Genomic DNA, 20,491 nt, shown 5'->3' on the forward strand with positions numbered 1-20,491 from the left:
GACGTCAAAATCCTGATCTGTGAGAAGAATGCGGCGGTCGCCCGAGCGCTCCAGTCGCACCTGGCCGAGGAAGGCTATGCCGCCCGGATCGTAACCGACGCCGCCGAAGCCAGACAAGAGATATCCGCCCACAGATACAGCCTGCTCCTGCTCGATATGGCACTGGACGACAGCGACGCGTTCGATTTTGCGCGTGAAGTGCGGCGGCAGGAGGGGCCCGAGAGTCTCTCCATATTGATGATCGCGTCCGCGTCCGACACAAAGGCGCCCCTGTCGCTCGATCTCGTCGACTGGATCGACAAACCGGTTGATGGAACGCGCCTGAAAACCGCCATTTCATCCGCCTTCCGTCCGCCCAACGATGCAACGCCGCTCGTGCTGCATCTCGACGACGACCAGGATACGCTCGAAATCACGGCTTCCGCCCTCCACGGGCAAGCCGATATCCGCAAGGCCAGAACACTGGCCGAAGCCCGTGCGCTGCTGGAGGCAGAAACGCCCCATCTGGCGATCCTCGATATTCATCTCGAAGAAGGATTTGGCCTGGATCTCTTGCCCCACCTGTTCGACGATGCGGGCGTCGCCATCCCCACCATCATCTATTCGGCGCACGATATAGACCCCCAGTTCCAAAAGCAGGTCAGTGCCGTTCTCACCAAATCGAAGACATCCCTGCCCGATCTCAAGGCAACCGTTCGCCGGGTCATAGCGTCCAGACGTGCGCAGGATGGGGAGCCGTTGCAATGACGCAGACCGATCGCCTATCTGTATTCTATGTCGATGACGACGACGATATCCGCCACATCGTGACATTGTCGCTCGCGCTCGATCCGCTGATCGAGTTGCGCGCATTTGCCAATGGCGAGGACGCGCTGTCGGTAGCTGAAAAGGAGACATGGCAACCCGATATCGTCCTGCTGGATGTCATGATGCCGGGAATGGACGGCCCGTCCCTGATGCAGCGACTTCGCGCGCTCCCGCATTTCGGCACGCTTCCCTTTGTCTTTCTCACCGCTCGCGCAAGGCTGGGGGATATCGAGGATTACAAGGCGCTGGGCGCTGCCGATGTCATCCTTAAGCCCTTCGATCCCCTCACACTGGCCAAACAGCTTCATAAGATTTCCCGAACCGCAAGAGTTCGCTGATACCGGGCGACGCTGCGCGCCCCGCTTGCCTTAGGCTAGAACGTGCGAACTTCGGATTGTCCTGCGGTGGCGACGCGATATTCGACCGGTCCGACGGCGTCGACGACAACCTGCCAGGATGCACCGGGATAGAGGCGATTTGCAGGCAGGGTTCGGCACATCTTTCCGGCAGGGTCGCACTGCTTGCCCTCGAACATCTCGACATTCGTGTTGCCGGTGTTGCGGAAGGTGATCGTCGCCCCAGTCCGTTCCGCCACCACCGATCCGTCGAGCGTTTCAGGCCTGTAAATGACGAGCACGTCATATCCCACCATCACCTTGAGCGCGGTGATGCTCGCCGTCACGTCGCCTGCGACCGGCTTGATCGCAACGCGGTAGATCCGGTCGCGCGACCCGCGAGCGAGCACGGCGGCAATGCGGACGAGACGCCGCTGCCCCGGTTCCAAAATCATGCGCTGCGGCGATACCAACAACCCGAGGATACCGGGGTCGGGTTGGACCACCCGCTCCTCCTGCGCGGTGCCCGGCGCCACCACCTCTACAGGCTCGGCGACGACATAGCTGCGGTCCTTGCTGTTGTTCCACACTTCCAGGTCCTGCGCCTGCGGCGTGCCGGGTGTCAGGTCGACGATGACCCGGCTCAGAACCAGATTGGCGTGTGCGTGCGGCGTCGCCGCGATGGCAAGGAACGCCAGCAGGATACGGGGCACAAGGGCGCGGATGTCAGTCATGGTCTTCCTTCATTGGCGGCCATGCGCCGAAGCGGTCCGAGAGGCTGCTGCCATGTGCACCGCACCGTCCCGAGGGGGATATAGGCCGCGGTCGTTTCCGGGGCGTTAATCGTCGCCTGACAGGCACGTCCATCGGGCGTTCGGATGTTCAAATCCACGTTGCGACCGGTTTCGATCTGGAAATAGCCTTGGGCGTCCGTCCGGGCGACAGCGTCGCGGGTCACGATGTCAGCGTCCGCCACTGGCAATCCGTCAGGCCAAACCAACCGCCCGAACATCGCCACGACGCTGTCCACCGACCAGGCAAGCGATGCGACGTTGCCGGGATAAACGCTGATGCGCCGAAGCGACGTATCGAAATGAACGAGGCCACCGGCGACCGGTCGAAGCCTGACGCCATATTGGCGGTAGGGCGGAACGGCGATGAACCGGGTTTCGCCGCCTCTCACCTCCATCCGGGGCGTTTCGTTCACCAGCACTTCGAACAGCGCGTCGGGCGGCGCGTTTTTCATGTGAACGGCGATCAGGCTGTCGCTCTGGTCCCGTCCGGCGATAGCCGCTATCCCTCGACTGGCGACGAGGGATGTCTGTCCGCTCAGGCTGAACTGCGTTCGACCTGAATCTCCGATCTGCTGGATCACATCGGCGCCGATTGTACCGAGCGGTCCGCGCCAGTCGGCGCGGGCATGGACGATATCGTTCCCCGGAAGGCGATCGGCGCTGCCCACCAGCATCAGGTCGCCGCCCGCGACATCATCGTCCTGCCAGCTGCCCTGAACCCCGCCGACCATGCCGGTCCGACGGCGACCCGGCCCCGACGGAAAGGATTGGACGCCCGCCGTCGCGGAAAGCGAATGGCGTGGACGCAAAAGCTGCAGGCGGATGCCCGCATAGCCTGAGCGACCGATGCTCGACTGCGACACGTTGCTTTCGAGCGAGAGGTCGATCCCGGACCGACGCAGCACCGACCAGCGCGCCGTGGGCCCGACCGCGTAATGATGCGTCCCATGATCGAGCCGGTAGAAGGCGGACAGGTTGATCTGCGCATTCGTCAGACGATAGCTGATGTCGCCCATCACCTGCGTAAAGCTGCCACCGAACGAGTGGACCGGCGGGGTGTTTATTCCTGTTTGACGAATGGATGCGGGCCGTCCGTCGACGGCGGCAATCAGCGGTCGGCCATCGTGCGTGTGCACATGACGGGCGTCGATATTGAAATTGAAGCGCGACACCCCGGTGCTGTTCGCCTGAAAAAGGATACCGCCATCCTGTCTGCTGGAGCCGAGAAGCGCCACCCGGAACTGCGCCGGGGCTGTCAGCAGATACGCGCCCAGTTCCGCCGTCAGCCGTCCGTTCGACGCGACCGCGCTGGCATCGAGGGCGAGGTGACGGCCAAGACGCCGCGCCGCGCCCGCTTCGGCGTAGCCCTTGCGCGTGGGGGAAATAAACGCACCGGGCTGGTCCTGAACCAGCATGCCGCCCCGCGCGAACCATAGCCATTCGCCTGCGGGTGCGATCCGCGCATTCTTGGTGAAAAACCGCCGCTCTTCCCGGTGCGCGCCGCTCTGTTCCTGGATACGCACCGTGATTTCATAGGCGCCGTCCGGCAGCATCGTCGTGTCAAGGCTCTGGTTTCCGGCATCGTAGATGTGCGACCCGACGAGGCGGTCGTCGATCAGCATGTCCACTCGGGACCGCTGGCTGAGCGAAACGATAAGCGGAGTGCCACTGATCACATCCTTGTCCGCCCGCGTATCGAACTGCGTCTCTATCCCCGCTCCCACGATGCGGCGACGACCGAGAAGATCCAAGCCCGGTGCCCAGAACGCTCCTGCGGTGTAGCGCATGCCAGGCTTGTCGATCTCGACGGCAAGCACATCGCCCTTCAACCCGATGTTCGAAGCATATGAGGTCGTGCTGATCAGGCGGGCATCGCGATCGCCCAGCACCGCGCGGTTCTGGACGGTGAAATCCGTGCCGCCATCGCCCGATCCGGCGACCGTGCCTGCGATCCAGTCCACCAGCGACAATCCGGCATCGGGCACCGGGAGGAAAATGTCCTGCGTGGCGGACCGAACGGCCAGGTAGCGCGACGAAATGAACAATGTCAGCCGGAAGCGGTCCTGATCGAAGATGATGCCGGCCACGGGCGGCTCCAGGCGACCGCACATTTCCCGGTCGCTTCCCTGCGAACAGGCCAGTTCGGCATGGCTGTCGAGCGGCCCGCTCAATGCGCCGGTTACCGCCGGAATGTCGGCGACCTGCGGGATCAGCGCGACGATGGCCGCCGGGTCGATCAGGCGGACCACGCCATCCTCGACGTCCAGCTGCGCCTGCCCGATGGGTTCACCGCCGAAATAAAGATCGGTGACGATGCGCTGCGCGCGCGCCAGCTCGGAGAAACCCGCCGGCATCGCTACGGCGAGCCGGTTTTCCGCCCGCACATGGCCGCAAACGGACGCCCAGATGAGCGCCAGCAGGACCGGCATGGCTTTGTGCAAGATTTCGGCAGCGGGACGGATCGGAAGCATGCCGCCGCGCCCTCAATTCGGTGCAATCATCACCGTCAGCGTCCCGGTGTAGCGACCGGCTTGCGCGACGGACAGGATAGCGGCGCGCAGAATGACGGTTAAACTGCCGCTTCGCGTAAGGCCCAGCGTGCAACCGGGCAGGACGCCCTGCGAAACAAAGCCGGACTGCGCAAGACCCGCCGTGAGGTGCGTGCCGCTGGCCTGATAGGGAGTGGAGTTCCACTGCACTTCGTATGCCAGCGTCGATCCGCCCGCAGACAGCATGAAGGCACCGCCTGCGCCCGAACCGGTCGCGCGCACGCTGTAGCTCGAAGACAACGCACCGCTGTAAGCACAGACTGTCTGGCTTTGCGAAACGTCGGACGTGACGCTGGCAACGGTCCCGAAAGACATGTCCGCCAGCTCCGTCAACTGCACAAGTTGAGCCTGTGCGGGCTGGCAGATCGAGCCGACGATTGCCATGGCGATAACCGGGATCCACGTTCGGGTGGACGGCATCGCCCAAGGCAAGCCGCCCACCCCCGCCCTGGCTGGCCGGGCAACAAGGGTGCGACCCGAAGGTGCAGAACCAGCCATATCGATTTCGTTCCGCAGCGTGCTATTGCGGGGTGACGAGCAGAGTGAGCGTTCCGGTATAGCTGGTCGCAGCCACCATGGTCTGGAGATCGGAAGACGCGATCGACACGATAAGGCTGGACGTCGAAGCCGGGCCGGAACTGCATGTCGGCGTGGTGGCGGTGGAAACGAGGCCCGACAACGGGGTGTCTGCCACAAGTGCCGTGCCTGCCGACTGACCGCTGCTCTGGTTCCACTGGACGCTATAGGGAACCGGCGCCAGCGCGCCGCTGGCCAGTGTGAAGGCACCCGCCGTGCCGCTGCCCGTGGCCTTTATGCTATAGCCCTTTGTGGCGGTGTTGCTCCACACACAGTCATTCTGACTGGAAACGGCATTGGAGGTCGGATCCGCGTTGGTGAAGTTGATGTCGGTCAGACCGGTAATGTGAGCCCGATTGGGCACGGTCGCGGTGATGGTGATACTGCCCTGCGAAGTAGCCCCGATCGTGCCTTGGGTGGCCGCTGCGGCAGGGGCGGCAAAACCGGCAAGCGCAAGGCCCGCCAATATGTTCGCAGCATGTCGATGAAGCCAGCTGCCATGCCGGACTGTTTTGGAATGAGGACCCATGATCTTCTCCGTTTGCATGACGAATGATCAAGGGGATGCGACGTTAACAATTTATTCCAACGCCTATCGGGAGAAATGGAAGCTAGACCAATGTCTAACGATATTGAAACTGATCAGGGGAACTATTGCACATATAGCGCCCGCATTTATTGGCGTGCCTCCACCGCGCCGCCAAATCATCCATAATGGCCTATATCGTGCGCACCAAATCGCTGGCTGCCCCCTGGTCGATCAACTCGATCAGGATCATTCTAGCGTCGTCATAGCCAGACGATCGCAACCATCACCGGACAGAGGCGCGCTTCGTCTTGAGCTTTGTCCTGCATCCGCAATGTCAGCACCACGATGCAGAAGGTAGGCGGCATCGTGTCGAGCCGTCGAACCATCAAGGAAAGCTTTTTCGTCCGGAGGCTGATCCGGCGGGGTTTGAGCGACAGCGATGTAGACACCTGCGCGCGGGTTAGCCGCTTGCCGACCGACTAAAGCCTCAAGGGCGAGTTTCGGCACACGGCAGGGACGCAGGATTTCGACAGCTCATGCAGGCTTGCGATGACGCCGGAGCCTGAGGCATGAGGCGGCATGAAGATCGCATATGTCATCAATTCGGTCGAAGGCGGGGGCGCGTCGCAGCCGGTTCCCGCCATCGCCCGGGTCTTGCAGGGAGAAGGAGCGCAAGTGCGCGTTTTTGCCCTGACCCCGCGTGACCGACGAGGGCTTCGCGCGATGGTCGAAGCGGGTCTCGATCCCCTCGTGCGCGAGGGCGGCACGCAGGACCATCTATCCGCCGCATTATGGCTGCGGCGGGAATTGCGGGCATGGGGCGCGACCCATATCTGGACGTCGCTCAGCCGCGCCACGATTTTGGGTCTGATTGTCGGCCCGACTATGGGCCTGCCGGTCGTCAGCTGGCAACATGCAGCTTTCCTGAAGCCGGGCAACCGACGGTTGATGCGGCTGCTCCAATCGCGCGCAATGCTGTGGATCGGCGATTCACGCAGCGTGACCGCGCTGACGGCGGAGCGGATCGGCGTACCGCAGGATAGATTGCGATGCTGGCCCATCTTTGCCTGCGACGCGGATGCGCCGCAGGCAAGGCCGTGGCATCGGGGGGAGCCATTGCGCATCGGCAGCCTTGGCCGATTGCACAGGGTAAAGGGCTATGACGTGCTGATCGAGGCCCTGAGCCTGCTGGTTCGCTCGGGATATGCCCCCCCGGCCCCCGTTCACCTTTCCATCGGCGGCGAGGGGGCGGAACGGGAGCGACTGGAAGCGGCGATCGCGGCTGCGGGGCTCATAGACATAAGCATGACAGGCTATGTCGAAAAGCCGGGCGCCTTCCTTGCCCGGCATCACCTTTACGTGCAGCCGTCCCGGTCCGAAGGATTTTGCATCGCGGCGCATGAAGCCATGGCAGCCGGACTACCGGTCGTCGCATCGGCGGTCGGGGAACTGGCCTATTCCATCGGCGCGGATACCGGCCTGACCGTGCCCCCCGCCAACCCCCAGGCGCTGGCCGACGCGCTCAGGCGGATGCTGTCTCAGCCCGATCGTCTCGCGGACATGGGCCGCCTGGCGCGGATGGATATGCTGGATCGCTTTTCACAGCAACGGTTCGCAGCGACCGGCGCCGCCATCATGGCCGAAGTGAAGGCAGCCGCCCTTACCAGCGGGTTGCAAGCTTCAGGCTGACCGTTCGAGGCCGTAGCGGCGTTTGCTGATCGCGAAAACGGAGCAGGAAGGGATTGCCGAAAGCGAAGCGATTGGCCGCGGAATTGAGCAGGTTATCTACCGCCAACGTCACGCTGGTCTTTTCATGTTGCCATGTCATGCTGCCGTCGACCACGGCATAGTCGCCCTGCACCATGTCGAAATATTTGCCGGTCCCCAAAATCGATCGACCAACATAAGAGGCTTCCGCTCCGATGGACCATCGGTCGCGCCCAACCGGCAGGCCGTAACGCACCCGCCCGGACAGGGCCAGCGGCGGCGTTTCTGCCAGACGACGCTTTTGGCGCGGCGACTGGTTCGCCATGCGCCAGATATCCGGTTGTAGGAATAGAGCAGCGAGCCGCCCAGATCCCAACGCGGCGTGGGCGACCAGTTGGCGCCTGCCTCGACACTCCATATCCTGGCCCGGCCTATGGTCGCTGTGTAGGGAAAGCCGCTTCGGTCGATCAGATCGGCCTGAATATCCTTCCAGCGCGCGTACGAGATGCCAAGGTTCAAGCGAGGCAGCCGGGGATCGGTCGGCAGACTACGCACACCCGCCTCCAGCACCGAGATCGCATCGGGCTTGAACGTTGCGACCCGCCCGCCCCCCCGCGCTACGGCCAGCCCCCCGGTTCGAAAGCCGGTCTGGAAACGACCGTAGACGGACAGATCGGGCGCCGCCAGCCAGGAGAGCGCCAGCGTCGGGTCAAGCCGTGTCGTCTCGATGCCGTGCACATATCGGCTGGCGGCTAGGCCATCCAGCGGATCGCTATCTGTGCGCGCCGCCGTCAACCGTCCTCCGCCGGTCACGGAAAGACGCGGGGAAAAAGCCCAGCTGAGTTCTGAAAACAACGCTACGCTCCGCGTGCGGTTGAGGACCCCGACAATATCCTGCGCTGCGCCGTCGCGACCGAACTCCCGCGTGTTCCGTTCGCGACTGTCGAGCAACGCGGCACCGACCAGCCATGACAGGCCGAGATCGCGACTGCGATACAGGCGCAGTTCCTGGCTGACACTATGATTGCGCCTGTAGCTCCAGTAAAATGTCGGATCGGGACCGCCTGCCAATCGCGACGCGTCGAACAATTCGCTCGAATGGCGAGCGACGAAACCGGAGGCGGACACAAGACGCAGGCCGCTATCCCACATTTTGTTGAGGACGACGCGAAACTGGGAAAAGTCGCTCTCGGAGGGTTCCGGGCCAAGGGCTTCGATGCCGGCAAAGCCGGCCGCGCTTTGCACATATTGCCCGTCGCGATTGTCGATACGCTGATAGAGACCGCCCAGCTCGACGTCCCATCCATCGTCCGAAAGCAACCGCCCGGTCAGCCTTCCGCCCCGCACATGGCTGCGGTTGATGTCGTTCACGCCGGTAAGCGGATCGTCAATATAGCCGCCATCCACCGCGTCGTACACGACCGCACGCAACCCTGCTTCATGCGCCGGCAGCGCTAGGTTGAACGCGCCAGCCACGTCGTGCCCGGGTCCACCGCCGTGCGTCATGCTCGTCTTCAAGCTGAACACCGCTTCATTATCGGTGACGTTCACGGCGTTGGGAACGATCCGGATGATCCCGCCGATCGCACCTGCGCCGTAGAGGGTGCCTTGGGGCCCCTCCAGTATCTCGACCCGTTCGACATCGTGCAAACGCAAGTCCGGGTCCGGGCCGTTATAGCCAAGCTGCACATCGCCGAAGTAGACGCTCACGGTCGACTGGGTCGGTCCGTTAAAGCTGCTGTCAGCGATACCCCTGATGAAAAGCTTGTTGCGGCCCGGCCCCAATGCCGTCTGCTGCATGACCGGCAACCTGTCCGTCATCTCGTTGAAAGAGCTCCGGTCACCGCCGACCCCGGTCTCCGTCAGGCCCGGCGTCACCAACGTGACGCCGGCGGGGAAGCGCAACAGAGAGGAAGGCCGCTTGGCAGCGGTCACGACAATGTTCAGCGGGGTCGGAACGGGCTGCGCAGCCACCGGCAGCGGCGGGATTTCGCGGGGAGGTTGCAGGGCCGCCATCGACCGACGCTCGACGCGAAAACTCCGGGCATCCAGCCGCCGCCCCTGCAATCCTGTTCCACGCAGCAGGAGAGCGAGGGCGTTTTCCACATCCATGACGCCCCGGACGCCGCGCACACGGATCGTCGGCAGGTCGCGCTCGGTCGAGACGATATCGACACCGGCCTGACGCCCCAGGGTGACGATCGCGACATCCAGCGAAGAAGGCGGCACAGCGAAAGGGCGCTGCGTCGTCGCCATCGCACCGCCCGACAATGCTACAATCGACAAAGCCGCCGTCAGACTAGACCGGATCATGCGCTCCTGCCGCCAGCGTCCACCCCTTCCTGCTGCGCAGCAAGGTCAGACCTGCCAGCCGCGCCACATGCGCGATGTCCGCTTCGCGATCGCCGGTCAGACTGATCAGTCCTGTAAAGGTCATGTGCGCCAAAGCCGGATCGACCGACAGCGTCGTCCCCAGATGACGCTCCAGCGATCGCGCCATCACAGGAAGCGGCGTGTCGATGAAATGCAATCGGCCCTCCCGCCATTTCCCCACTTCGCCAGGGTCTACCCGGCGTGTGCGCGCGATGCCCGAACGACCGGCATAGCTGAGCGCTTTGCCGGCATCGAGCTTCACATGCCGACCGCTCGCTTCGAACATGACTGCGCCTTCGCCCACCTGCACGTCCATGCGCCTGTCGTCATGCTGCACATTGAATACAGTGCCGAGGTCACGGAGCTGCACGTCCCCGACCTTCAATGCAAAGGGCCTGTCCTCATTATGGTGCACCGAGAACCGGGCCTCGCCCTCGACCAGTTCCGCAAAGCGGTTGTCCTCACGATCGAACCTGATCCGCGTGCCCCCCGCCATGTCGATCCGCGTTCCGTCGTCCATCGTCACCTGCCGGTGACTGCCCTTCGCTGTGGACAGCATATAATAATCCGGCCCGCCGCCGCCCGGCGGTTGAACGAATGCGAACGCAAAGGCCGCCGCCAGACCGGACGCCGCGACGCCGCCCCAGACGAACCGGCGGCGCGGTGCCGACACAGGCGGTCGCACAGGGCCGCTGTTCAGGGCCGCGTCTCGCATCCCTAGCAGGCTTTCGTCCAGCATCAGGGCGTTGAACGCCTGCGCATGGGCCGGATCTTCTTCCATCCACGCCAGAAATAGGTGCCATTCCTCACCCGACATGTCGGGATGGCGCAAATGCCAGTCGATGGCGCAGTCGACGATCGTCCTTTCCTCAGCGGTCATGGCGCGCAGCCTCCTCACCGGTGTGACGTTGCCGATTGGACAGTTCCACACCCTCACCCTCGTCATATTCGCGAATATGCCGGTAGGCACGCTGCAACAGCTTTTCCACGGCGCTGACGCTGATCGCCATGGCGTTTGCAATGTCGGGGCGCGCAAGTCCTTCGAATCGATAGAGACGGAAGGCCTGTCGCATGCGCGGCGGCATGGCGGCCAGCGCCGCTTCGATCTGGCGCAACCGCTCCCGCGCGATCAGCGCCCGGTCGGCAGGGGGCTGCTCCCCGCTTTCCGCCTGCACCTCCGCCCAGGACGCGTCGCGCATCGCACGGCGCAGCGCGGACCGCTGCTGATCGATGGCATGGTTGGACGCCGCCCGGTAAAGATAGGCAACAGGGTCGCTCACAGGCCCCGCAGGCATTTTTTCCAGCTTGATCCAGATGTCCTGCAACGTGTCTTCCGCTTCGTCCATATTGCCCAGCCGGGCGCGCAACAGCCGCAGCAGCATCGGCCGTTCCAGCAAAAAGACAGCCTGAAGCCCGTTGTTCATGGCGCAGCCGCGCGCGATCGCATGATTGCGGCAAAGCTCAGCATCAGCGCGACGAACGCCAATATGCCTTGCAGCAGCGCATGCCAGCCGGCGCCATCGACCGCCAGCCACCACAGCAGCACGGGCAGCAACGGATAGAGGAGGAGATTGGCGACGAGCGAGATCGTCATCGACCGGCTGGGATAGCCAAGCGCCGTCAGTGCGGACGCGAGGGGCGCTGCACCCAGCAATGCCAGCCGCCCCGCACCCACCAGAAGCAACAAGGTCGCCCCGCCACGAAAGCTGCCCCCGCCCAGCAGCGCGAGCAGCCCATCGCCCCAGCGGGCGAACAGGATCAGGATGGGAATGCCGACGATTGCCGCCATAGTCACGCTTTTCCAGACTGCCCGCGCCAACGCGTCATAGTGGCGTGCGGCGACCAGTTCCGCCAGCACGGCATAGCTGGCCTGCCCCAGAGCCTGCGCAGGCTGCGCCAGCACGGCGCTGGCCCTTTGGGTCAATGCATAGATGCCCGCGGCCGCCGGTCCCAGTACCCATCCGATGGTCAGCGGCGCGAGATTGGGGGCCAGTTCGCGGATCGTAATGTCGAAATTGGTGGTGACGATGAACGGGATCAGCCCCGGCGCGCTCCCCGCCGCCGGACGCCACGGCCCCAACACAGACTGCCCCGCCGCAATCCTGCGCCATTGCGGCAAGGCGAGCAGCCACATCGCCACGCCCTCCAGCACGCCGGACGCCGCCCAGGCGAGCGTGAAGAGAAGCAAACCCCCGCCATTCAACCACGCAACGGTCGCACCGACCAGCCGGACGACCGGCGATACGAGCTGGTGCAGGCCGATGAGATCGAACCGCCCGGCAACCTGTAAAAGCCCCTGAGGCGTCGCGCGGACCGTGCCGGCAACCGCAAGGCTGTAGCATAAGGCTGCCCACCCATAGGCAGGCGGCCAGCCCCATCGGGGCATCAGCACATGGATCGCCGCTAACGAAACGAGCGCGGCGATGACGCCGAAGGCGATCTCCACCACGGCCATGAAGCGAGCGATCAGGGCAAAGCGCGCAATGTCCCGCTCGGCCAGGGCCAACGCTCCATAACGCACCAGTCCATGGAAACCGGAAAAGGCCACCAGGCTGCCGACGAATATGACGATGCCGTTGAGCAGGACGAGCCGACCATAGCCATCGGACCCCAGGCCACGCGTCACCATGACCAGATAGACAAGACTGATGAGACCGGCGCCTGCCTTGCCCCCCAGCAGGTGACCGACATTCCCCATGATCCGCACAAAGCCGCTGCGCGGCGGGCGCGGAGCATCTGCGTTTGCGGAAGAGAGTGGCGATGCCATTTTCACTCAATCCGCCTGCAAGCGGAGACAGGGTAGATCAGTTGCGATTTTTTTCCGTCGCCCATGTGTGCCCATCGACCGATGACTCCGTCAACACGGTCATGAAGATCGGTTTCCTGCTCAATCACGACCAAAGCCATCAGGTTGCTCATTGCCTGCCGATTGCCCTAGCGATGCAGCGGCAATATCCGCAAGCGGAGATCGTCGTGGCGACTTCCAGCGATGCGTTGACGGCAGAGGTGCGTCGGCTTGCGGAGCGCGAGGGCAGCGCTCTCCAGATCGCCCAGCTCGAGCTCAAGGGCATGTGGCGCCGCGCGCTGGCGCGAGGGCTCGAATCGCTGGTGCCCCTCAAGAAGCTCGGCCTTTATGGCGCCAATCTCGAATTTTTCCGCCAGCTCGACCTGTTGGTCGTTTCGGAAAAGACGTCCCTCATGCTCAAGTCGCGCTATGGCCTGACGGACCTTCCGATCGTCCATACCCGTCACGGCGCGGGCGACCGCGCCATCGGGTTCGACAAGGCCAGCGCCCGCTTCGATCATGTGCTGGTGTCCGGCCCCAAGATCCGCGACCGGCTTGAACGGGAAGCGGGCGTTTCGCCCTCGCGGATGAGCATGACCGGCTATCCCAAATTCGACCTCGCGCCGCCGGAGTGGACACCGCCCTTCGCCGATCGAAGCCTGCCCACCGTGGTCTATAACCCCCACCCCTCTCCCCATTTGTCGTCTTGGTATCGCCATGGCCGGGATGTGCTCGACTATTTTATCGACAATCCGCGCTACAACCTTATCTTCGCGCCGCATGTCATGCTGTTCCATCGGCGTTTTGTGGTGACCATCGACCGGATGCGCGTGTCGCGACCGGGACGGATCGCGCAACGCTATCTCGATGCGCCCAACATCCATATCGACCTTGGCAGCCATCGGTCGACCGACATGACCTATACGATGGCGGGCGATATCTACCTGGGTGACGTATCCAGCCAGATCTATGAATTTCTGCGCACGCCGCGTCCCTGTCTGTTTCTCAACAGCCACGGCGCGGACTGGCATGACGATGTGAACTACACCCATTGGCGGGCGGGGAGCGTAATCGACATTCCCGACCGACTGGAGCGCGACCGGCTGGACGAGGCGCTGGAGCAGGCCGTCGCCACGCATGACCGCTATCTGCCGGTGCAGAGGGAATTGTTCGATTATAGTTTCAGCCTGACGGACATTCCTTCGGCGGAACGGGCCGCGCGCGCGATCATGAGCTTTGCAGGACAAGGCGCCGGAGCCGCGCCCCTGCCCGATCAGCCGTTTTACGCGCCCGACGACAGAGTTGCGGCAGCCTAAAGCATGGCGCTGCGCAAGGATATCTGGCGCCCGGCGATCGTCGAGGCGACGATGGAAAGCATCTTCGCGCGAGGATCGATCGAAGGCCTCGCCCTGCATTGGCTGCCCCCGATGCCCAGCTTCTGCTTCCTCGCCGACCCGTTCGGCTTCTGGCATCGGGACCGCCTGCACGTCTTTGTCGAAACCTACGATTATCGCGTCCGCATCGGTGCGATCGAAGTGCTGGTCTACGATCGCCAGTTCAACCTGATCGAACGAGGGCCGGTCCTGAACGAACCGTGGCACCTGTCCTACCCATTTGTCTTCGCAGCGGACGGTGACATCTGGATGCTTCCCGAAACGCACAAGTCCGGCGGACTTACGCTCTATCGCGCCGTCGATTTCCCCTATCGGTGGGAGCCTGCGGTACGGATCGCGCTCGACCATGTCGCGGTCGATGCGACACCGCTTTTCCATGATGGGCGATGGTGGCTGTTCTATACCTCTGCCAGCCAGGAAGCGCACAAGATGGAATCGCTGCATGTCGCGTGGGCCGACCGGCTGGACGGCGTCTGGACGCCCCATCCGTCCAACCCGGTGCGGGTCGACCGGGCAAGCGCCCGTCCGGGCGGGTCCGCCTCGATCGTCGATGGCCATATCGTCCTGCCGGTTCAGGACTGTTCGCGCACCTATGGCGGCGGCATCCGCCCCCTCCGGATCCATCGTCTGACCCCCGACCGGTTCGAAGCGGAGGTCGGTCCGGCGCTTCCCATTCCGGCAGGCGCGGCGCCCTATGTCGAGGGGTTCCATACCCTGTCGTCCGCGGGCCCGGTGACGCTGGTGGATATGAAGCGCACCGAACTGTCTCTGCATGGCCTGTCGATCGAGGCGCGGCGCGAGGCCGGAAAGCTGGCGAGGCGCTTGCGACCGGCGCACGGATGACACGCGGCCGCCCCTGTCGGATCGGCGTGCTGCTGCATGACTTCGCCCTTGGCGGGACGGAACGCATCGCCGTGCGCCTGGCCAATGCCTGGGCGAAGGAAGGCGCAGACGTCACGATCCTGTGCGGCGACCCGAACGGGCCGCTGGCGACCATGGTCGCCGACACTGTGCATATCCGCGCGATGACCCCGACCGTATCCCGAAGCCGGGGCAGTTGCCGTCGGCTGGGTCGCGCCGTTGCACGCGCGCTGACGGATGAGCCGGTGGACATGCTTTTCATCCCGGGCAATTATCATTGGGCAGCGGTGCCCCCGATCGCCGCCATCGACACAGGACGACCGCGCATCGTTGCGCAGATCAGCGCCGCTCTCTACAAGCCGCAACGCGGGGCCTTGCGGCAGTTTTTCTTCAGCCGTCGCATGGCCCATCTGCTTAAGGGCGTGGACCATCTGGTGGCGATGGATACAGTGTCGATGGAACAGGCCAGCGCCATCGTTCAGGGGCCGGCGCTGCATCGGATCGAAACGCCCGCACTCGACGACGATCTGCCGCCGCCGGTCCCGACGCCCGCCGGTCCCCCGACTCTGATCGGGATCGGCCGCCTCGTCCCGGAAAAAGGCTTTGCCGATCTGATCGACGCCTTTGCGAAAGTTCGGGACAAGACCGCGCGATTGATCGTCGCGGGCAGCGGACCTGAGGAGCGGGCGCTCAAGGCTCTGGCGCGTAACAGGGGCGTGGCGGAACGGGTCGAATTTCCAGGCTATGTTCCCGACAGCAGGCCCTGGCTCGACAGAGCGGCACTCTTCGTACTTTCCTCTTGGTTCGAAGGGTTTCCCGCAGTGCTGATCGAGGCGATGGCGGCGGGCCGCCGCGTTGTTGCGACGGATTGCACGCCAGCGGTCACGCTCTTTCAGGCGAGGCCGGGTGCCGGGCGTATAGTTCCCTTGCGGGATTCCGATGACATGGCAGCGGCCATCGATCAGATGCTAGAAGAACCGGCGCCCTCACCTGAAGATATCGCGGCAATCGTAAATGCCCATCGAATTGGGCTGGTATGCAGGCGATATCTGCTTGCAGCGGGCATCGATCTGCCCTCACCGAGGAGGCCGGTCGGCCTGGTAGCGGACTAAGATCATTCCTGCCACGTCCGGAGGCTGGTGACCGATATCCCGAACCGTTGCGCGGACGAACGGTCGTGCGATGGAAACGGGCCAGTTTCAGGTCAGCGCATTACGCACGCCGATGCCTGCTCTCCCTCCCCGTCGTTTCGCCACCAAGAGAGCATGGGCGCGGCTCGGGCCATGACGTGCCAGAAATGGGCGCTGGCATCCGCGATGGCCGAAGGATCGACCTTCAATCCCATGAAAGTGTGTTCGATCAACTCGTCAACATAGGCGCGCGGTTCCACCGACCGCAGCATCAGCCTTCGTCGCCCCTCGATCGTCATGCCCACGATCAGGTCCACCGCGACATCAATGGAACGAAATCGCATCTGTCCCTTGTCGCGGGCTGCCTTCAGCGCATCGCGAACGATGCGGTCGAACATGCTGGCACGCGTAAAATAATCGACATAGTCGATACGGCAGGTAAAGCCGCCCCAGCGCGGATCGTGCCAGGCGCGCACCATCGCCATGGATGCGCCGCCCACGGCCCTGACGAGGGGGTCCGGAACGTCGTCGAACAATCGCCGGAATTCGGCCATCAGGTCCGCCGTCATCCGCTCGCCCAGTTCATTCACCGCGGCATCGAGGGAATCGAAATATTTATAGAAGCTGCCGCGCGACACATCCGCCGCGCGGATCACGTCATCGATCACCAGGCTACCGCTGCCCTGCCCCGGCTGATACAGGTCCAGCACGGCATCCAGCAGCCGCTCCCGCATCCGCGCGCGCCTGATCGCCGCCGCCGCCGTGCGCGGATCGACAGCGATGGATACAGGCGCGGCGTCGGACATGGCGGGCTTATTGCATCGGGTGGAAATAGCGCGCAAGCAGGCTGCCATCCTCACCGAATATATAATGTTCCATGCTGTGCACGCGAACCGGCTTCCCGTCATATTCGCCTTCGTTGCGGACATAGATGACGGCTTCGTTGCCGCTGACCTTCACGTCCTCAACCACCAGCTTCCATCCGATATATTGCCTGCACAGCGCTTCCAGCTTGTCCCAGCCTTCCTGCACCGGACCGGTGGCCGGATCCTGAACCTTGAAGCCGCCCGGCGCGATCGCCCGGAACGCGGCCATGAAATCATCGATGCGGCCCTCGCTGAACATGTCGGCCTGGGTCTTCAGGAATGTCACGATTTCCTGCGGCGTGGGATGAGTTGTCATATGTCCTTCTCCTGTCACTTCGTTTTTGCCCAGAGCGGGGCTGGCGCAATGTCGGGCAACAACGCGATATTGGATCGCTGCCCCGTGATCGCCCGACCGTAGAGTTCGAGCGAAAGCTGTGCGTTCAGCGCATTATGACGGGTACCGACGCTCAGGTCGCGCCATATTCTTTGCAAGGGGCTGGACAGCGCGAAGGCGCCCGGTCCGGCCACGTCCATCAGCCGGTTGCCCGCCGCCCGCAGCAATTCCATCGCATAGCCGCAATCCGCCTGTATCTGCGCCTTGTCGAAGCCGGTGAGCACGCGATGTTGCGCGGTTTCGTCCAGCATTCCGGCGGCCCGGCGGATATGCAGCCAGGCCGAATCTATCTCCATCGCCGCGCGACCGGTCGTGCCGACCAGAGCCTCCGAGCCGGTTTGCCCGGCATAGGTCCAGCCGACCACCTGCCGCTTGGGCATCGCCTGCACCACGCCTTCGAGCAATGCCGTCGCCGCACCCAGCATCGGCGCGAGCACGCCTAAAGGAAACAGCGGCTCCATCGGCCAGCGGTCGCGCGGTTCCAGACCCTCCATCGCCAATATCGCCTCGGCAGGGGGCGTGCGCGACGACCAGAGGATCTGTTCCTCAGGCACGAACAAATCCTGCGCCACGATCATGTTGCTGCCGGACCCGGCCATGCCCGCGACATGCCAATTATCCTCGATCGAACAGGCCGGATCGCGCAGATTGAGGAACGCCATGGCGGGTTCGGCTCCCCCATCGGTTTCGATCATGACGCCGTTCAAGGCCCAGTCGGCGTGCAGGCAGCCCGATCCGTAACCCCAGCGCCCCGACACGCGATAGCCGCCCGGGGCCGCAACCGCCTTGCCCGATAGCGCAGAGGCGCTGCAGAACAATTCGTCGCCGGTCTGGAACAGACGCTCCGTCATGACCGGCGGCAGGCCGAGCGCCATCCCGGTAATGCCCGACAGCAAACCATAGGCCCAAGCGGAGCCTACGCAGCCCTTCGCCAGTTCCGCGACCGTCTCGATATGGGTGATCAGCTTGTGGCCCGGCCCACCGGCGCGCACGGGCGCGGTGATATGGAACAGGCCGGACGCGCGCAACGCGTCCATCACCGGCGGAACGACCCGCCGCTCGCGTTCGCAGGCCGCGGCATGCTCCGCGAGCAAATCCCGCATGGACGCCGCGACGCCGACCGGGTCGGTCACCGCGGCAACCTGTCGCTTCTCAACTGCTTGCTTTTCCATCACCCCGGCACCCATCCGAATCTCCTGTCGCATTATTTCGAAAGCAATAATGACATAATTGTCATTTATTGCAAGTGCCGTGCGGAGATCGACAGGCCGCAGCGCTATTAAGGCCAACCTACCTCCCGATAGGCCGGTGTAAAACATATGTCTTCTAGGGTTCGCGCCATCAACCGTAGTGCCACACAGGCCGGTGCAAGAGAGGACTTTCACCCGATGCGTAAAATCGACCTTCCGCCCTTCGATTCTGCTGCTTTCGTCGAAAAATACGGTCCTTGGGCCATCATCGCCGGCGCTTCGGAGGGTACGGGCGCATGCTATGCGGAACAGCTGGCCGCCATGGGCATCAATCTGGTGCTGGTATCGCGCCGCCAGGAAGCGCTCGATGCCCTGGGCCAGCGTCTCGCCGCCGCCCATGGTATCGAATATCGCGCCCTGACCGGCGACCTTACCCAGACGGGCATGGGATCGCGCCTGGTCGAAGCGACTGCCGATCTGGACATCGGCCTCTACATCTCCAATGCGGGCGCGGATGGCGCGGGCAACAGCTTCTTCGGCTCTCCGGTCGACCGTTCGCTCAACCTGCTGACGATGAATGCGGCCAATGTGCTGGAAGCCGTCCATGGCTTCGGTAACCGCTTCGTCAAGCGCGGCAAGGGTGGGATCGTCATCATGTCGTCGGGCGCGGGCCTGGGCGGACAACCCTGGCTGACCATGTATTCGGCCACCAAGGCGTTCGAACTGAACTTCGTCGAATCCCTCTGGGCCGAACTCGACGGTCAGAATATCGACATCGTCGGCGTGGCCGCGCCGATCATGGACACGCCCACGCTGCGCCGCGCGACCGAGGGTCTGGGCATGGACTATAGCGCCGCCTACGATCCCGATGACGTCTGCGCGCTGGCGCTGGCGCAATTGGGCAAGGAACCGCTGGTGATCGTGCCGGACGGCCCGGACGAAGAGAAGATTCCCCAGATCCAGGCCGATCGCAAGACCCGGCTCGTGGCGCTGGCCGAATGGGGCAAGGCCTACACCGCCGCTGCGAACGCCTGATCGGAAGGATATTGAGCATGACGGAACAGGTAGACGTCGTCGTCATAGGTGCGGGACATAACGGCATGGCCGCCGCCGGCTATCTGGCCCGTGAGGGCAAGAAGGTCGTGGTGGTCGAACGCATGGCCAAGGTCGGGGGCATGACCAGCTCTGGTTATATGATTCCCGAGGCGCCGGACCATCTGGTGACGCCCTGCGCGGTCGAACTGTTGTTCGCGCGCAAATCCGGCATCATCGAAGATTTCGAGCTGCATAAATATGGCCTGCGCACCGTCGATCCCGATCCGACCTATGCCTATCTTCATCCGGACGGCAGTTCGATCGCGCTGTTCTACGATTATCATCGCACGGCGGAGGATATCGCGCGGATCAACCGCAATGACGGCAAAGCCTATCTGGAGTTCATGAAGACGCTGAACGTCATGATGGACATCGGCTTCCCGCTGATGATGGCGGAGCCCGGACGCCCGGACGTCGGCAACCTTTCGAAGATGATCGGCAGCGCGGTCCGCAACGTCCGCCTCAAGGACGAACTGGTCGCCATGTCCAAGGCGACGGCGGACCAGATTGCCTGCGAACGGTTCGAACATCCCGCGACCATCGCCCTGCTGCTGGGCATCGCCGCTGGTGCCGGACCGGTCGACGACGATGGCAACGCGGCGGCCTATATGATCTTCGCCGTCACGCATAAATATGGCACCGGCAAGCCGATCGGCAGCCTTCAGTCCTTTTCCGACGCCCTTGCCCGCAGTATCGAAGCGTCGGGCGCGACGATCCAGCTCAACGCCGGCGTTGCGGAAATCCTGGTCGAGGATGGCGCCGCCAGGGGCGTGCGGCTGGAGGACGGCCGGGTCATCCGGTCCAAGATGGTGATCGCCACCTGCGATCCGCGCACTGCCATGCGGCTGACGACGCCCGGCGGCGTACCCCGGACGCTGATGCAGCGGATCGAACATGCGCCAGCGAACCGCTCGAACGCGGCGCCGTTCCTCGCCAATGTCGCGATGTCGGGTCCGCTGACGCTCAAGAAGCATCAGGACATGCGCCATGACGATGCCGACCTCAACAAGGCGGTCGGGCTGGTCGGCACGCCGGAGGAAGTGCGCGAAGCCTTCGCCGCGGCGCGTCGCGGCGACATTCCGGACCGCCACGCGGTCTCGCTCAGC

Annotated in this window: 20 protein-coding genes; 8 read left to right on the plus strand and 12 right to left on the minus strand. The window is 63.8% G+C overall.

The features are described from left to right. Together DI606_RS15155 and DI606_RS15160 are read left to right on the plus strand one after the other, a co-directional pair. Positions 1-747, plus strand: a 747-nt coding sequence (locus DI606_RS15155; RefSeq protein WP_293984523.1) for a response regulator, incomplete at its 5' end; no start/stop codon positions are given. Then, positions 744-1,145, plus strand: coding sequence for a response regulator (locus DI606_RS15160; RefSeq protein ID WP_293984525.1), 402 nt, complete (start codon positions 744-746; stop codon positions 1,143-1,145). The genes DI606_RS15155 and DI606_RS15160, both read left to right, overlap by 4 nt. A gap of 35 nt (positions 1,146-1,180) precedes the next feature. On the opposite strand, the gene DI606_RS15165 is transcribed toward DI606_RS15160, so the two are convergent. From DI606_RS15165 to DI606_RS15180, 4 genes are all read right to left on the minus strand, one after another. After that, a complete protein-coding gene (locus DI606_RS15165; protein WP_293984526.1) occupies positions 1,181-1,876 on the minus strand; it encodes a hypothetical protein in 696 nt (231 codons plus the stop codon). Continuing rightward, complete coding sequence (locus tag DI606_RS15170; protein ID WP_293984527.1) at positions 1,873-4,407, minus strand: TcfC E-set like domain-containing protein; 2,535 nt, start codon at positions 4,405-4,407, stop codon at positions 1,873-1,875. Before DI606_RS15170 ends, DI606_RS15165 begins: the two co-directional genes overlap by 4 nt. Before the next feature lie 12 nt (positions 4,408-4,419). Then, positions 4,420-4,869: a hypothetical protein gene (locus DI606_RS15175; RefSeq protein WP_293984528.1), complete on the minus strand. Its 450-nt coding sequence runs from the start codon at positions 4,867-4,869 to the stop codon at positions 4,420-4,422. Between the two features lie 136 nt (positions 4,870-5,005). Further along, positions 5,006-5,590 carry a hypothetical protein gene (locus DI606_RS15180; protein WP_293984529.1) on the minus strand — a complete coding sequence of 195 codons (585 nt, stop codon included), beginning with the start codon at positions 5,588-5,590 and terminating at the stop codon, positions 5,006-5,008. 579 nt (positions 5,591-6,169) lie between these two features. Here DI606_RS15180 and DI606_RS15185 point away from each other — a divergent pair. After that, positions 6,170-7,279 carry a glycosyltransferase family 4 protein gene (locus DI606_RS15185; protein ID WP_293984531.1) on the plus strand — a complete coding sequence of 370 codons (1,110 nt, stop codon included), beginning with the start codon at positions 6,170-6,172 and terminating at the stop codon, positions 7,277-7,279. On the opposite strand, the gene DI606_RS20360 is transcribed toward DI606_RS15185, so the two are convergent. The 5 genes from DI606_RS20360 to DI606_RS15210 are packed head-to-tail and all read right to left on the minus strand — an operon-like array spanning position 7,251 to position 12,437. Continuing rightward, positions 7,251-7,454, minus strand: a complete 204-nt coding sequence (locus DI606_RS20360) for a hypothetical protein (protein ID WP_367119480.1) — start codon at positions 7,452-7,454, stop codon at positions 7,251-7,253. The genes DI606_RS15185 and DI606_RS20360 overlap by 29 nt on opposite strands. Continuing rightward, positions 7,415-9,610 carry a TonB-dependent receptor gene (locus DI606_RS15195; protein WP_367119481.1) on the minus strand — a complete coding sequence of 732 codons (2,196 nt, stop codon included), beginning with the start codon at positions 9,608-9,610 and terminating at the stop codon, positions 7,415-7,417. Before DI606_RS15195 ends, DI606_RS20360 begins: the two co-directional genes overlap by 40 nt. Continuing rightward, positions 9,597-10,550, minus strand: a complete 954-nt coding sequence (locus DI606_RS15200; RefSeq protein WP_293984535.1) for a FecR domain-containing protein — start codon at positions 10,548-10,550, stop codon at positions 9,597-9,599. Before DI606_RS15200 ends, DI606_RS15195 begins: the two co-directional genes overlap by 14 nt. After that, positions 10,540-11,094, minus strand: coding sequence for a sigma-70 family RNA polymerase sigma factor (locus DI606_RS15205; RefSeq protein WP_293984537.1), 555 nt, complete (start codon positions 11,092-11,094; stop codon positions 10,540-10,542). Before DI606_RS15205 ends, DI606_RS15200 begins: the two co-directional genes overlap by 11 nt. Further along, on the minus strand, positions 11,091-12,437 hold the full coding sequence (locus DI606_RS15210) for a lipopolysaccharide biosynthesis protein (RefSeq protein WP_293984538.1): 1,347 nt from the start codon (positions 12,435-12,437) through the stop codon (positions 11,091-11,093). Before DI606_RS15210 ends, DI606_RS15205 begins: the two co-directional genes overlap by 4 nt. Before the next feature lie 101 nt (positions 12,438-12,538). Here DI606_RS15210 and DI606_RS15215 point away from each other — a divergent pair, with 101 nt between their 5' ends. The 3 genes from DI606_RS15215 to DI606_RS15225 are packed head-to-tail and all read left to right on the plus strand — an operon-like array spanning position 12,539 to position 15,822. Beyond that, positions 12,539-13,771, plus strand: a complete 1,233-nt coding sequence (locus tag DI606_RS15215) for a hypothetical protein (RefSeq protein WP_293984550.1) — start codon at positions 12,539-12,541, stop codon at positions 13,769-13,771. 3 nt (positions 13,772-13,774) lie between these two features. Next, the gene (locus DI606_RS15220) at positions 13,775-14,692 is read left to right on the plus strand and encodes a formyl transferase (protein ID WP_293984540.1); all 918 of its coding nucleotides are present in this window, start codon (positions 13,775-13,777) and stop codon (positions 14,690-14,692) included. Then, complete coding sequence (locus tag DI606_RS15225) at positions 14,689-15,822, plus strand: glycosyltransferase (protein ID WP_293984542.1); 1,134 nt, start codon at positions 14,689-14,691, stop codon at positions 15,820-15,822. The genes DI606_RS15220 and DI606_RS15225 overlap by 4 nt, the downstream gene beginning before the upstream one ends. 92 nt (positions 15,823-15,914) lie before the next feature. Here the strand turns inward: DI606_RS15225 and DI606_RS15230 are convergent, their stop codons facing one another. From DI606_RS15230 to DI606_RS15240, 3 genes are read right to left on the minus strand one after another with little or no spacing between them, the layout of a single operon-like run. Beyond that, the gene (locus DI606_RS15230) at positions 15,915-16,646 is read right to left on the minus strand and encodes a TetR/AcrR family transcriptional regulator (RefSeq protein ID WP_293984543.1); all 732 of its coding nucleotides are present in this window, start codon (positions 16,644-16,646) and stop codon (positions 15,915-15,917) included. Positions 16,647-16,653: 7 nt separating this feature from the next. After that, positions 16,654-17,022 carry a nuclear transport factor 2 family protein gene (locus DI606_RS15235; protein ID WP_293984544.1) on the minus strand — a complete coding sequence of 123 codons (369 nt, stop codon included), beginning with the start codon at positions 17,020-17,022 and terminating at the stop codon, positions 16,654-16,656. Between the two features lie 14 nt (positions 17,023-17,036). After that, a complete protein-coding gene (locus tag DI606_RS15240; RefSeq protein WP_293984545.1) occupies positions 17,037-18,287 on the minus strand; it encodes an acyl-CoA dehydrogenase family protein in 1,251 nt (416 codons plus the stop codon). A gap of 201 nt (positions 18,288-18,488) precedes the next feature. Here DI606_RS15240 and DI606_RS15245 point away from each other — a divergent pair, with 201 nt between their 5' ends. Both DI606_RS15245 and DI606_RS15250 read left to right on the plus strand, forming a co-directional pair. After that, complete coding sequence (locus DI606_RS15245) at positions 18,489-19,325, plus strand: SDR family oxidoreductase (protein ID WP_293984546.1); 837 nt, start codon at positions 18,489-18,491, stop codon at positions 19,323-19,325. Between the two features lie 17 nt (positions 19,326-19,342). Further along, positions 19,343-20,491: NAD(P)/FAD-dependent oxidoreductase (locus DI606_RS15250; protein WP_293984548.1), on the plus strand; the 1,149-nt coding region annotated here is incomplete at its 3' end.

It is taken from the genome of Sphingobium sp., from assembly GCF_003248505.1.
In the GTDB taxonomy this organism is placed as follows: Bacteria; Pseudomonadota; Alphaproteobacteria; order Sphingomonadales; family Sphingomonadaceae; genus Sphingobium.